Raw genomic sequence first — 12,782 nt, 5'->3', positions numbered from 1 at the left:
ATGGGTTATGCGGACGACATTTTCGACCTCACCGACCGCGTGGTGCTGATCACCGGCGGCAGCCGCGGACTCGGCCGCGAAATGGCGTTCGCCGCCGCACGTTGCGGCGCCGACGTGGTGATCGCCAGCCGCAACATGGACAACTGCGTGAGCACCGCCAAGGAAATCGAGGCCGAGACCGGCCGCTCCGCCATGCCCTACCAAGTGCACGTCGGACGCTGGGAACAGCTCGACGGACTGGTCGAGGCGACCTACGACAGGTTCGGCAAGGTCGACACGTTGATCAACAACGCGGGCATGTCGCCGCTGTACGACAAGCTGACCGACGTCACTGAGAAGCTCTTTGATGCGGTCGTCAACCTGAACCTGAAGGGGCCCTTCCGGTTATCGGCGTTGGTGGGCGAGCGGATGGTGGCCGCCGGCCGCGGGTCCATCATCAACGTGAGCTCCACCGGGTCGCTGCGACCCAACGGCGGCATCATCCCCTATGCCGCGGCCAAGGCCGGGCTCAACGCCATGACCGAGGGCCTGGCGCAGGCGTTCGGGCCCACCGTGCGGGTCAACACGCTGATGGCCGGGCCGTACCTGACCGACGTCAGCAAAGCCTGGGGTCTGGAAAACGACGACACCAACAGGTTCAGTCACCTCTTCTTGGAGCGCGCGGGAGACCCGCGCGAAATCGTCGGTGCTGCACTGTTTTTGGCGTCCGATGCGTCCAGTTTCACCACCGGTTCGATTCTGCGGGCCGACGGCGGCATCCCCTAGCGTGGCGATCGCAAGCGCGGCGTAGCCGGGCGCTGCGGGCCGCCACCATATGAACGAGACAGGAGTATTCGATGGCTTGGGACTTCTCCACCGACCCGGAGTTCGACAAGAAGCTGGACTGGATCCGCGAGTTTGTGCGTGAAGAGGTGGAACCCCTCGAGGTGCTGTTCCCGGGGTGCGAGTTCCTCCCGCTGAACGACGAGCGCCGCCGCATCGTCGACCCGCTCAAGCAGCAGGTCCGCGACAACGGTTTGTGGGCACCGCATTTGGGCCCCGAGCTGGGCGGCCAGGGCTTCGGCGCGGTCAAGCTGACACTGATCAACGAGATCCTGGGCCGCAGCCCGTGGGCGCCGATCGTGTTCGGCACGCAGGCGCCCGATACCGGCAACGCGGAGATCATCGCCCGGTTCGGCACCCAGGAGCAGAAGGACCGCTATCTGGCCGGGCTGCTGTCCGGGGAGATCTTCTCCTGCTTCTCGATGACGGAACCGCAAGGCGGCGCCGATCCGCGGGTCTTCACCACCCGTGCCGTCCCGGACGGTGACGGCTGGGTCATCACCGGCCGAAAGTACTTCTCCTCCAACGCTTCCGTCGCGTCGTTCTTCATCGTCGTCGCGATCACCAATCCCGACGTGGCCGTCCACCACGGTGCGTCGACGTTCCTGATCCCGGCCGGTACCCCGGGCCTCACGGTCGAAGCCACCCATCACATCGTCGGCGCGGAGCCGCACGAGCCCGGACATTCCCTGGTGCACTACGACGGGGTCCGGGTGGGTTCGGACGCGCTGCTCGGTGAACCCGGCCAGGGCTTCCTGATTCTGCAGACCCGCTTGGCCGGCGGCCGGTTGCACCACGCGATGCGCTCGATCGGAATGGCGCAGCGCGCCGTCGAGATGATGTCGCGGCGGGCGAAAAGCCGGTTCACACAGGGCACCTCGCTGGCCGACAAGCAATTGGTGCAGGAATTCGTTGCCGACTCCTATACCGAGTTGATACCGTTCCGGCTCACCGTGCTGCACGCCGCGTGGCTGATCGACAACGGCGACGAGCACGCGGCCCGCGCCGAGATCGCCGCCTGCAAGATCCTGGCATCCCAGGTACTGAAATCGATTGCGCTGCGCGCCATTCAAGTACACGGCGCGCTCGGCCTCACCGACCAGCTGCCACTGGTCAACGTCCTGCTGGGCGGCATCGCGCTCGGCCTGGCCGACGGGCCGACAGAGGCACACAAGGTCAACCTGGCCCGCATGCTGCTCAAGGGATACGACGCCGAAGACGGCGAGTGGCCCAGTGAAATGCTGGGCGTTCGGCGAGAGGCCGCCCGCGCCAAATACGGTGAGCTCGTTGACCAATAGCCGAGTCACGGCCGCCGTCGAACGGGCGCTCGACGAACGCCAGCGGGAGGCCACCGAGGAGGTGGAGCGCATCCTGGCCGCCGCGGTGCGGGTGATGGAGCGGGTCGCGCCCGAGCCGCCGCGTGTCAGCGACATCGTCGCCGAGGCCGGCTCGTCGAACAAGGCGTTCTACCGCTACTTCGCCGGCAAGGATGACCTCATCCTGGCCGTCATGGAACGTGGGGTCGCGATCGTCGTGTCCTACCTTCAGCATCAGATGGCCAAGGAGTCGAGGCCACAGGACAAGGTCGCGCGCTGGATCGAGGGCACGCTGGCACAGGTCGCCCACCCGCACCTGATCCGGAAAAGCCGCGCCGCGGCCGGTCAGATGGCGACGGGCACCAACTGGCGCACGGTCGACCAGGAGATGATGCTGCCGCTGCGTGACCTGCTGGTCGAACCCGTTGCGGCGCTGGGCAGTAGCGATGTAGACCGCGATGTCGAGGCGGTGTTCTGCTGCACGGCCGCAACGATGCGGCGTTACATGGGTTCCGCGGAGCGGCCCGGACCCGACGACATCGCACACGTGGTTCGGTTCTGCCTGAAAGGGTTGGGGGTCAAGTGATGCGCGCGGTCGTCTGCCAGGCGTACGGGCCGCCGGAAGACCTGGTACTCACCGACGTTGACGAGCCGGTCGCGGGTCCCGGCCAGTTGCTAGTGCGGGTGCACGCCGCGGCGGTCAATTTCCCCGACGTACTGTTCATCGCCGGCAAGTACCAGGTCAAGATTCCGCCGCCGTTCATCCCCGGCAACGAGATCGCCGGCGAGGTGATCGCCGCCGGCGCGGGTGCGGCGTTCAATCCGGGTCAGCGGGTATCCGGAACCACTTTTGGAGCGTTCGCCGAACAGGCGTTGCTCGACGCGAGTCAGGCCGAACTTGTGCCCGACGACGCCGACTTCGCTTCGGCCGCGGCGTTCGGGGTGACATACCGCACCGCCTATCATGCGTTGCGTTCGACTGCCGCTGTGACAGAGGGCGATTGGGTTGTCGTGCTGGGTGCTGCGGGGGGCGTGGGGCTGGCCGCCGTCGATCTGGCGGTCGCGATGAAGGCCCGGGTGCTGGCCGCGGCATCGAGTCCGGAAAAGCTCGAGCTGTGCCGTCAGCGTGGTGCCGAGGCGACCGTCGACTATGACCGGGAGGACCTGAAGACCCGCATCCGCGAGCTCACCGGTGACAGCGCCCGGGTGGTCCTGGACCCCGTCGGCGGTGCCTATTCCGAGCCGGCACTGCGCGGCCTGGCCCGCGGTGGCATCTTCGTCACACTCGGTTACGCGGCGGGCGCGATCCCGGCCATCCCGCTCAATCTCATTCTGCTCAAAGACATCTGTGTGCGCGGCATGGAAATCCGCACGTTTATGGCCGATCATCCCGACGAGGCGATCCGCGACACGCAGGAGTTGACCGAGATGTTCGCCAGCGGGGTCATCCGGCCGTATATCGGCGCGCGCTTCCCGCTGGCCGAAACGGCTGCGGCGCTGCGCTATGTGGCGGAGCGCAAGGTGCTGGGCAAGGTCGTCATCGACGTCGCGTGAGGCGGTGTGCGGCGCACACCGCAGGTGCCGTCGTCGAGATTGCCGTCATGGTCGCGAATTAGGGGCAAAGCACAACCCTCACGGCAATCTCGACAACTCCTCGACCACAGTTGAGTTCGTTACGGCGTGACGATGTTGAAACTCGGGTCCGGTTCGTCGAGCACGCCCAGCAACGCCTGCAGCGCGGTCTGGTCGCCGGATATGTCCAGTCCGGGCGAAGCGAAGTCGCCCATCGCCACCGTCAGAAGACGAAACTTGCTGTCCAGCTTGACCGTAACGTTCGCTGTTGCGGCGTCGGCGGCAACCTTGCGATAGACCAGCACACCGTTGCGTAGCGTGAGCCGGTAGTTGGCGGCCAGGTCGGCGAACGAGATATCGATGGCGATGTCGAGGTCCCACGCGCGCGGCCCGTCTACGCGCAGCGCGAACCCGTCGAAAAGCTGCTCCGGTGTCAGCTGATTGAGCATCGACATCGAGGCGGCGGTGACGGCGGTTCCGAAGTTGCCGTCACGCAATTCGGTTGCCCCACTCATGAAGAAGTTTCGCCAGACTGCGTTTTCGGCGCCGTAGGCGAGCTGCTCCAGCGTATCGGCGTACAACGCGCGGGCGGCCTCGTGGGTGCTGTCGGCGAAGATGGCGTGATCGAGCAACGTCGCCGCCCAACGGAAGTCGCCGGAGTCAAAGGCGGCCCTGGCGAGATCAACCACCCGGTCGATCCCACCCATCGCGTCGACGTATCGGGCGGCCAGCGCCTCGGGCGGGTGTGGCCACAACCTGGCGGGATTGCCGTCGAACCAACCCATGTAGCGCTGGTACACGGCCTTGACGTTGTGACTGACCGAACCGTAATAGCCATGGGTATGCCAGGCGCGCTCCAATACCGGTGGCATCTGGAACATTTCGGCGATTTCCACACCGGTGTAGCCGCGGTTGAGCAATCGCAGCGTCTGGTCGTGCAGATAGGCGTACATGTCGCGTTGCAGTGACAGGAATTCGACGATGTCGTCGCGACCCCAGGTCGGCCAGTGATGGGAGGCGAACACCACGTCGGCGCGGTCGGCAAAGGTGTCGATCGCCTCGGTGAGATAGCCCGACCAGGCGTGCGGGTCACGCACCAGCGCGCCGCGCAGGGTAAGCAGGTTGTGCAGGTTGTGGGTGGCGTTCTCGGCCATACACAACGCGCGGTAACGCGGGAAATAGAAATGCATTTCGGCGGGCGCCTCGGTGCCCGGCGCCATCTGGAACTCGATCTCCACGCCGTCGATGGTGTGCTTCTCGCCGGTCTCGCGGATGTCGATGGTCGGGACGATGACCGCGACCTCGCCGGTGGACGGCGCCTGGCCCAGGCCGCAGCCCACCTGATCCTGCGGTCCGCGCGGGAGCAGCGTGCCGTACATGTAGGTGGCCCGGCGGGTCATGGCGGGACCGGCGTAGACGTTCTCTTTGACCGCGTGCTCGACGAAGCCCTCCGGCGCCAGCACTGCGACCGCACCGGCGTCCACGTCCGCCTGCGACGTAACGCCCAGCACGCCGCCGAAATGGTCGACGTGACTGTGGGTGTAGATCACCGCGACTACCGGGCGGTCCCCGCCGCGGTGCGTGCGATACAGGTCGAGCGCCGCGGCTGCGACCTCGGTGGAGATCAACGGATCGATGACGATGACCCCTTTGTCGCCCTCGACGAAGGTGACGTTCGACAGGTCCAACCCGCGGACCTGATAGACGCCCGGCACCACTTCGTAGAGGCCCTGTTTGGCGGCCAGCGACGATTGCCGCCACAGGCTGGGGTGCACGGTTGCGGGAGCCGGACCCTCAAGGAATGAGTAGGCGTCGTTGTCCCACACCACGCGGCCGTCGGCCGCTTTGACGACACACGGCGACAATGCCGCTATAAATCCACGATCGGCATTGTGTAAATCCGTCGTGTCATCAAATGGCAGGGCATGCTGGCGATGTGCGGACTCGATGACTGCGGTGGGAGGTTTGTGGTCCACCGGCAATACATTGCCATCCATGCGCCCTCCCCGAAAGAACATGGCGAGACCTGGCGGGTTAACCGAAAAGAAACAATTTCGCCGAACCTCTTCTATGCGGTCCGGCAAACCCGCATAATGCCCAAACGACCCTCAATGCCGAGGGTCGCAACGATCGGGCGAAGGAGAACAGGTGAAGCGTGAACTGACGATCGCGGTTGCCGGGGCGGCAATTCTGGCCGCGGCTATTTCTGGTTGTTCGAGTAACAAATCGAGTTCCGGTGGCGGGGCCACCTCGGGCGGTAATGCGTCGGCTAGCGCCGGCGGCGGGCCCACGGTGACCATCGACGGGAAGAACCAGAACGTGAGTGGTTCCGTCGTGTGCACGACGGCCGGCGGCAACGTCAACATCGCGATCGGTGGGGCCGCGACCGGCATCGGCGCCGTGCTCACCGATGCCAACCCTCCTCAGGTGAAGTCGGTTGGGCTCGGCAACGTCAACGGCGTGACGCTCGCGTACACGTCGGGGACCGGCCAGGGCAACGCCTCGGCGACCAAGGACGGCAGCCACTACAAGATCACCGGGACCGCGACGGGCGTCGACATGGCCAACCCGATGCAACCGGTGAACAAGCCGTTCGAAATCGATGTGAATTGCTCTAGCTAGCCGAAGAGCGGGGTGCGGGCGGTTGCCACCCGTTGAGTGGCAACCGCACCGTGAACTCGGTATGGCCCGGTGAGCTGCTCACCGCGATAGTTCCGTTGTGCGCCTTGACAACTGCTGAGACGATCGCCAGGCCCAGCCCGGTGCTGCCGCCCTTGCGGGAGCGCGACGAATCGCCGCGGGCGAACCGCTCGAACACCTCCGACTGAAGCTCGACCGGAATGCCGGGACCGTTGTCGATCACCTGCAGCACGGACTGCGTCGGCTCGGTGCTCAGTCGCGTCGTCACGACGGTGCCCGCGCCGGTGTGAATGCGGGCGTTGGCAAGCAGATTGGTGACCACCTGATGTAACCGGGCCGCGTCGCCGGTGACGACCACCGGCTCCTCGGGCAGGTCGAGCTCCCACTGGTGATCGGGTCCGGCGACGTGCGCATCGCTGACCGCATCGACCGCAAGGCGCGACAGGTCCACCGGTTCGCGTTCCAGCGGCCGTCCCGAGTCCAGGCGGGCCAGCAATAGCAGGTCCTCGACGAGGCGCGTTATCCGCTCCGTTTCCGATGCCACCCGGCTCATCGCGTGCGCCACCGCCTCGCGGTCGTCACCCATGCGTTGCGTGAGTTCGGTGTAACCGCGGATCGCGGCGAGCGGAGTGCGCAGCTCGTGACTCGCGTCGGCGACGAACTGCCGCACCCGCGTCTCGCTCGCCTGACGGGCTTCCAGCGCGGCCGCGATGTGGTCGAGCATCCGGTTCAACGCCGAGCCGAGCTGGCCGACCTCCGTGGAGGGGTTTGCGTCGGATTCGGGAACGCGCACGGGCAACTCGACCTCACCGCGGGCCAATGGAAGATCGGCAACCCTGCGCGCGGTCTGCGCGACGCGGCGCAGCGGTGCCAACGCCCGCCTGATGATGATGACCCCCGCGATCGTGGCCGCGGCCAATGCGATCACGGTGACGACGCCGAAGATGACCAGCATCCGCAGCAACGTGGCGTCGACGTCGGCCATCGAGAGGCCGGTGACGATCAGGTCGCCGCCACGCCGGCTCGGGGCGGCGACCACCCGGTAGCGGCCAAGCCCATCGAGATTCAGGGTCACCGGGTTGCGGCTGCCGGCGATCGCCGCCAACTGCGCCTGCGCCTTGTCGGTCAGGGCGGCCCGGTCACCGCTGCTGGTCGTGTAGCCGGCGTCGACCGTCCTGCCGTCGCTGACCACCGCCGCGACCATGCCCGCCGGCTGACCGGGCGCATCGAGGAACCGTGGGCCGGGACCCGGCCTGGGGTAGTGGGAATGCTCGTGGTGCGGACGGTTCATTTCGGGGTACATCAGCGCCGAGCGATACGAGGTCCCCGCGAGTTGGCCATCGAGCTGCTTCACCAGGTGGTGGTTCAGCGCGAGTTCGGTGGCCGCCGTGATCCCGATACACACCAGGGCGAGCACCACGACCTGCCCGAGCAACAGCCGCAGCCGAAGCGACCAGGCTCGCCGTGTGTTAGCGGGCCGGCTTGAGGACATAGCCCGCGCCACGCAGAGTGTGGATCATCGGTTCGCGACCGTTGTCGATCTTCTTGCGCAGGTAGGAAATGTAAAGCTCGACGATGTTGGAGCGGCCGCCGAAGTCGTAGCTCCACACCCGGTCGAGGATCTGCGCCTTGCTCAGCACCCGCTTGGAGTTGCGCATCATGAACCGCAGCAGCTCAAATTCGGTGGAGGTCAACGAGATTGGTTCGCCCCCGCGCGTCACGTCGTGGCTGTCCTCGTCCAGGACCAAATCCCCGACCACCAGTTGCGCGCCGCTGTCCACTGTCGTCACGCCGGTGCGCCGTAGCAGTGCCCGCAGCCGCAGCACCACTTCTTCGATGCTGAACGGTTTGGTGACGTAGTCGTCGCCGCCCGCGGTCAGCCCGGCGATGCGATCTTCCACGGCATCCTTGGCCGTCAGTAGCAGCACGGGCAGTTGCGGATTGTCTTCACGCAATTTGTGCAGGACGTCGAGCCCACTCATGTCCGGCAGCATCACGTCCAGCACGACCACGTCCGGCCGCTGGGCGCGGGCGGCGGCGATGGCCGACGCTCCATCGCCGGCGGTGGCGATGTTCCAGCCCTCGTAGCGCAACGCCATCGACACCATCTCGGCCAGGACGGATTCGTCGTCGACGACAAGCACGTTGATGGGATTGCCGTCCGCGCGGCGCATGACGACCCGCTCAACGGAGGCTCGGGGCTGCGTCGACACAAGCTCCAGTATCCGCTCGCCACTTGGGCGGCGCTATGCGCTTCCTATGCGTGTCCTGTGAAGCGCGCGCCTGAGGGCTGGTACTAGTACCAGTACCGCCTGCCGGCGACCGGGCGGCCCACGGAGCCCAGGATCCACAGAATCGCGCCGACCACGAGCAAGATGATTCCGAGCACCCATAACAAATGAATGCCGAAGACAAATCCGAGGATAAGCAGGATTACACCTAAAACGATCATGACAACTTCCTTTTCGTGAGGATTTGTTAGGTCAGTGCTCCCATTGAGCTGGGTTGCGGCACATGGCAATCCTTGACTTTCGGGTTGACACCGCCGTAATTCAACGGCCCCGCAACCACGGTCAATGCGATGTTTCCCGCTGTGACACAACTTGTGTCGCCACCCTTGAAGTAGTCGCGCTGCCACGCTGCGAATACCCCGATGAGCAGCCACACCAGAACAACCGCGCCGATAATTCCGCTGCCACGCATGGTGACCTCCGTTGTGTTCGAGAAAAGTTTTCTCGTGGCCGGAGGTTTACCCGTTGAACTCGTGTCTAAACATCAGCGGGGCGCGGTTTCGCGCCGCTCCCAATGGAGTTCGCGTCAGGAATGGCCGGCGAGCCACGTGTCGGCTCGCCTCTTCGAGGCCCGGGACAGCCACGCGTCCTGAATCAACTCGGTCAATTCCGTCTTCGTGATTTCCGCCAGCCGGCAGGCCCGCACCAAGACCGACGGGTGTCCGTCGAAGTGGTCCGTGGTGAAGAACGGCGACGCGGGATCCTGGGTCAGCGCCAGCTTGTCGCTCTCGGACTCCACCCAGAACATGATCACGTCGGCGAACCTTTCTCCTGTTCGCGGATCCGCCGCGTCCGGCTGGGGAGTTCGGAAGAACACGAAGGACTTTCCGCCCACCTGGTAGATGGGGTTACCCTTCGGCCCCTCCAGCCGCTTGACGTGGGGCATCGAAGCGGCGATGCGATGCACGTCGCTCAGCCGGGCGGGCCGATCAGCCATGGCGGCGATGCGCGGAGACGTAGAGGGTCGGCGGCATCGCGTCCTCGGCGCCCCGCGGAACCTCGCGACCGTAGCGAGCCATCAACTCCTCGAACGTCGCCACCGACACGTCCCACCCGTGCTCACGGAGCCAGGCGTCGACAGGTGTGCGTTCCTCGGCGTACCAGAGGTCCTCGAAGTCGGTGATCTCGGTGTTCACCAGCTTGGCGGCCGCGGCCCGCATGCGTTGCATGTCCTCACGCTGGCGCCGCACCCGGTCGGCGTCGGTGAAACCCGCGCTGGGCACATTAGAGGCCACCCAGCTGCCCGGCACGCTGAGCGAATGAATCCGCTCGAACAGCAGGTCCTGGGCCTGCGCCGGCAGGTAACGCACCAGCCCCTCGGCCGACCACACGCAAGGCAGCGAAGCGTCAAATCCGGCCTCCTGCAGCGCTTTTGGCCAATCCTGACGCAGATCGATCGGCACATTTACCAACCGAGCCGTCGGCCGTGCGCCGTGTTCACGCAGCGTATTCGATTTGAATTCAAGTACTTTGGGCTGATCGAGCTCGTAGACGACGGTGCCGTCGGGCCACGGCAGCCGCCAGGTGCGGGCGTCGAGGCCGGCCGCCAGGATCACCACCTGCCGCACGCCGGAGCGGGCCGCGTGCAGAAAGAACTCGTCGAAAAACGCTGTCCGCGTGGCCATGAAATCGATCATCAGGCGTAGCCGCGCCCGCATCTCCGGTTCGAGCTCCATCGCCTTGGCCAGCAGCTTGGGGTCGGCGTAGATGCTCCACATGCCCTCCCCCGCGGCGTCGACGAACACCCGCGCAAAGGGGTCGCTGATAAGGGGGTTCTCACTCTCGGTTTCCGCGGCGCGGGCCGCGGCGACACCCAGCGCGGTGGCTCCCACGCTTTGGGTGATGTCCCAGGAGTCGTCGTCGGTGCGCGGCATGCCATCTCCCCTTCCAGGCCCGAAAGTCGGTTCGTTCCACACACTAGGCTGCTTCGCAGACGTCCCAGGGAAAGGAGTCGCAATGGCGCGCACGCCGCAGGAGGTATTCGCCCACCACGGAAAGGCCCTGGCCGCTGGCGACCTCGACGAGATCGTCGCCGACTACGCCGACGACGCGGTCGTGATCACGTCCGCCGGCGTCGCGCGCGGCAAGGGCGGCGTACGCGAGGCCTTCGCCAAGCTGCTCGACGAACTGCCCGATGCGGCGTGGGACCTGAAGACCCAGATCTTCGCGGGCGACGTGCTGTTCCTCGAGTGGGCCGCCGATTCGGCGGTCAACCGGGTCGACGACGGTGTGGACACCTTCGTGTTCCGCGACGGAATGATCGCGGCGCAGACCCTCCACCACACCCCGGAGCCCAAGGGGTGAGTGTGGACCTACAGGCCGTCGCGGACTGGATGTCGAAGCAGGGGTTGGGCGAGGGGCCGCTGCAGGATGTTTCCGACGTCACCGGTGGGACGCAGAACGTCATGCTGCGGTTCACCCGGTCCGGCCGGCCCTACGTGCTGCGACGCGGGCCGCGGCACCTGCGCGCGCGCAGCAACAGCGTTATTCTGCGTGAAACCAAAGTCCTTGCGGCACTTGCCGGTTCCGACGTGCCGCACCCGCACCTGATCGCCACCTGCGACGACCCCAGCGTGCTCGGCGACGCCGTCTTCTATCTGATGGAGCCCGTCGACGGATTCAACGCCGGGGAGGGGTTACCGCCCTTGCATGCGGGTGATCCGAGCATTCGCTTCCAGATGGGCCTGTCGATGGCCGACGCGCTGGCGAAGCTGGGCGCCGTCGATCACGTCGCCGTCGGTCTCGCCGATTTCGGCAAACCGGAAGGCTTCCTGGAGCGCCAGGTGCCGCGCTGGCTTTCGGAGCTGGAGTCCTACAACGAGTACGAGGGCTACCCGGGGCCGCAGATCCCCGGTGTCGATGACGTCGCGGCGTGGCTGGAGCGCCGCCGCCCAACCGTCTGGACGCCGGGCATCATGCACGGCGACTACCACGCGGCCAACGTGATGTTCTCCCGCACCGGGCCCGAGGTGGTCGCCATCGTCGACTGGGAGATGTGCACGATCGGTGACCCGCTGCTGGATCTGGGCTGGCTCCTCGCGACCTGGCGCCAGCCCGACGGGTCCAGCGTGTTCAGCCACGCGCTCGGCGGGCAGGACGGCCTGGCGAGCACCGGCGACCTATTCCAGCGATACGCCGCCAACACCACACGCGACCTGTCGCACATCACCTGGTACACCGTGCTGGCTTGCTTCAAGCTCGGCATCGTGATCGAGGGCACCCTGGCCAGGGCGTGCGCCGGCAAGGCCGAAAAGGAGGTCGGTGACCAACTCCACGCGGCCACCGTGCATCTCTTCGAACGAGCACTCACGCTTATCGACAACGAGACGTGACCTACTAACATCACCCTTCGTGCCGCCTTCCCCCGAGAACCCCGATTTCTACTCCGAGCCCACCCGGGCCGCAGGATATGGCGATGCCACCGCATACGGCGACGCCGCAGGGTATGGCGACTACGGGTACGGGTACGAGCCCGCGCCCGAGCCGCCGGAGCCCCCGACCCCGTGGTACCGCCGGCCCGCCGCGCTGGTCGCGGCCGGCGCGCTCGGGGTGATTCTGCTCGCGCTGGCGGCGTACGCGGTCTTCAAGCTCGTCAGTGGGTCGCCGGCGCCCAGCCCAACGACAACCACCACGCCCATTCCGTCAACCACCGCGGTGACCACCACGACGACCACGGCTGCCGAGCCGCCGCGCCATCACGGGGGCGGAGGCGGGGCGCCGACTCAGACGGTCACCGAGACGGCCCCACCCCCGTCCACGGACACCGGCACCCCGTCCACCGATACTCCGACGACGACCGTTCCGCCGGAGACGAGCACCGTCACCCTGTCACCGAGCACCGAAACCAGCACGGTCACCCAAACGGTGACCGAGCCCCCACGCCGCGGGCCGTTCGGAGGACCGTTCGGGGGCCGCTAGCGGTCGCCGCCCCAAAACACATGACGCCGCTGAGCCGGCGCGACTGAATACCGCTAGATTTAGCCATCATGACCGGGCCCGCGAGGATCAACTCGACGCGGACCCCACCGTACGGCTGGCTCACTATCGCCGTGTTGTTGATTGCCGCGTTGGTGTTGTGGTTGGTGTATCTGCAGTTTCGGGGGGATTTCACGGAGAAGACGCCGGTGACGATGTTGTCGTC

15 protein-coding genes are annotated in these 12,782 nt (G+C 66.2%); 8 read left to right on the top strand and 7 right to left on the bottom strand.

The genetic code is table 11. From position 1 onward, the window contains the following. The 4 genes from A5747_RS13935 to A5747_RS13920 all read left to right on the top strand — a co-directional run bounded on the left by A5747_RS13935 (position 1) and on the right by A5747_RS13920 (position 3,692). Positions 1 to 765: an SDR family NAD(P)-dependent oxidoreductase gene (locus A5747_RS13935; protein ID WP_076125128.1), complete on the top strand. Its 765-nt coding sequence runs from the start codon at positions 1 to 3 to the stop codon at positions 763 to 765. Positions 766 to 836: 71 nt separating this feature from the next. Continuing rightward, positions 837 to 2,120, top strand: coding sequence for an acyl-CoA dehydrogenase family protein (locus A5747_RS13930; protein ID WP_076125125.1), 1,284 nt, complete (start codon positions 837 to 839; stop codon positions 2,118 to 2,120). Beyond that, on the top strand, positions 2,101 to 2,724 hold the full coding sequence (locus A5747_RS13925; protein WP_076125123.1) for a TetR/AcrR family transcriptional regulator: 624 nt from the start codon (positions 2,101 to 2,103) through the stop codon (positions 2,722 to 2,724). Before A5747_RS13930 ends, A5747_RS13925 begins: the two co-directional genes overlap by 20 nt. Beyond that, complete coding sequence (locus A5747_RS13920; protein ID WP_076125121.1) at positions 2,724 to 3,692, top strand: NADPH:quinone oxidoreductase family protein; 969 nt, start codon at positions 2,724 to 2,726, stop codon at positions 3,690 to 3,692. The genes A5747_RS13925 and A5747_RS13920 overlap by 1 nt, the downstream gene beginning before the upstream one ends. Positions 3,693 to 3,811: 119 nt before the next feature. On the opposite strand, the gene A5747_RS13915 is transcribed toward A5747_RS13920, so the two are convergent. After that, the gene (locus A5747_RS13915) at positions 3,812 to 5,692 is read right to left on the bottom strand and encodes an alkyl/aryl-sulfatase (protein WP_198938192.1); all 1,881 of its coding nucleotides are present in this window, start codon (positions 5,690 to 5,692) and stop codon (positions 3,812 to 3,814) included. A 166-nt stretch (positions 5,693 to 5,858) separates the two neighbouring features. On the opposite strand from A5747_RS13915, the gene A5747_RS13910 reads away from it, so the two are divergent. Then, a complete protein-coding gene (locus tag A5747_RS13910; RefSeq protein WP_076063435.1) occupies positions 5,859 to 6,332 on the top strand; it encodes a lipoprotein LpqH in 474 nt (157 codons plus the stop codon). Here A5747_RS13910 and A5747_RS13905 read toward each other — a convergent pair. The 6 genes from A5747_RS13905 to A5747_RS13885 all read right to left on the bottom strand — a co-directional run bounded on the left by A5747_RS13905 (position 6,325) and on the right by A5747_RS13885 (position 10,515). Continuing rightward, on the bottom strand, positions 6,325 to 7,842 hold the full coding sequence (locus A5747_RS13905; RefSeq protein WP_076125116.1) for a cell wall metabolism sensor histidine kinase WalK: 1,518 nt from the start codon (positions 7,840 to 7,842) through the stop codon (positions 6,325 to 6,327). The two genes, A5747_RS13910 and A5747_RS13905, sit on opposite strands and share 8 nt — an antisense overlap. Then, on the bottom strand, positions 7,820 to 8,524 hold the full coding sequence (locus A5747_RS13900; protein ID WP_076125114.1) for a response regulator transcription factor: 705 nt from the start codon (positions 8,522 to 8,524) through the stop codon (positions 7,820 to 7,822). Before A5747_RS13900 ends, A5747_RS13905 begins: the two co-directional genes overlap by 23 nt. Positions 8,525 to 8,646: 122 nt before the next feature. Next, positions 8,647 to 8,802, bottom strand: a complete 156-nt coding sequence (locus A5747_RS25280) for a DUF6131 family protein (protein WP_175611381.1) — start codon at positions 8,800 to 8,802, stop codon at positions 8,647 to 8,649. Positions 8,803 to 8,828: 26 nt separating this feature from the next. Beyond that, positions 8,829 to 9,053, bottom strand: coding sequence for a hypothetical protein (locus A5747_RS13895; protein WP_076125112.1), 225 nt, complete (start codon positions 9,051 to 9,053; stop codon positions 8,829 to 8,831). Positions 9,054 to 9,167: 114 nt separating this feature from the next. Beyond that, positions 9,168 to 9,578: an MmcQ/YjbR family DNA-binding protein gene (locus A5747_RS13890; protein WP_076125111.1), complete on the bottom strand. Its 411-nt coding sequence runs from the start codon at positions 9,576 to 9,578 to the stop codon at positions 9,168 to 9,170. Next, a complete protein-coding gene (locus A5747_RS13885; protein WP_076125109.1) occupies positions 9,571 to 10,515 on the bottom strand; it encodes a class I SAM-dependent methyltransferase in 945 nt (314 codons plus the stop codon). Before A5747_RS13885 ends, A5747_RS13890 begins: the two co-directional genes overlap by 8 nt. A gap of 82 nt (positions 10,516 to 10,597) precedes the next feature. Here A5747_RS13885 and A5747_RS13880 point away from each other — a divergent pair, with 82 nt between their 5' ends. Genes A5747_RS13880 through A5747_RS13870 form a run of 3 tightly spaced genes read left to right on the top strand, consistent with a single transcriptional unit; the run spans position 10,598 to position 12,559 of the window. Further along, the gene (locus tag A5747_RS13880) at positions 10,598 to 10,945 is read left to right on the top strand and encodes a nuclear transport factor 2 family protein (protein ID WP_076125107.1); all 348 of its coding nucleotides are present in this window, start codon (positions 10,598 to 10,600) and stop codon (positions 10,943 to 10,945) included. Between the two features lie 29 nt (positions 10,946 to 10,974). Beyond that, positions 10,975 to 11,973 (top strand): phosphotransferase family protein, encoded by a 999-nt coding sequence (locus A5747_RS13875; RefSeq protein ID WP_076125431.1) that lies wholly within the window; start codon positions 10,975 to 10,977, stop codon positions 11,971 to 11,973. A 19-nt stretch (positions 11,974 to 11,992) separates the two neighbouring features. Then, complete coding sequence (locus A5747_RS13870; protein ID WP_076125105.1) at positions 11,993 to 12,559, top strand: hypothetical protein; 567 nt, start codon at positions 11,993 to 11,995, stop codon at positions 12,557 to 12,559. The last annotated feature ends 223 nt before the right edge of the window (positions 12,560 to 12,782 follow it).

The organism is Mycobacterium sp. IS-836, from assembly GCF_001954275.1.
Taxonomy (GTDB): domain Bacteria; phylum Actinomycetota; class Actinomycetes; order Mycobacteriales; family Mycobacteriaceae; genus Mycobacterium.
Note: the sequence above shows the minus strand (reverse complement) of the source record. Positions and strands in the feature narration are given on the sequence as shown.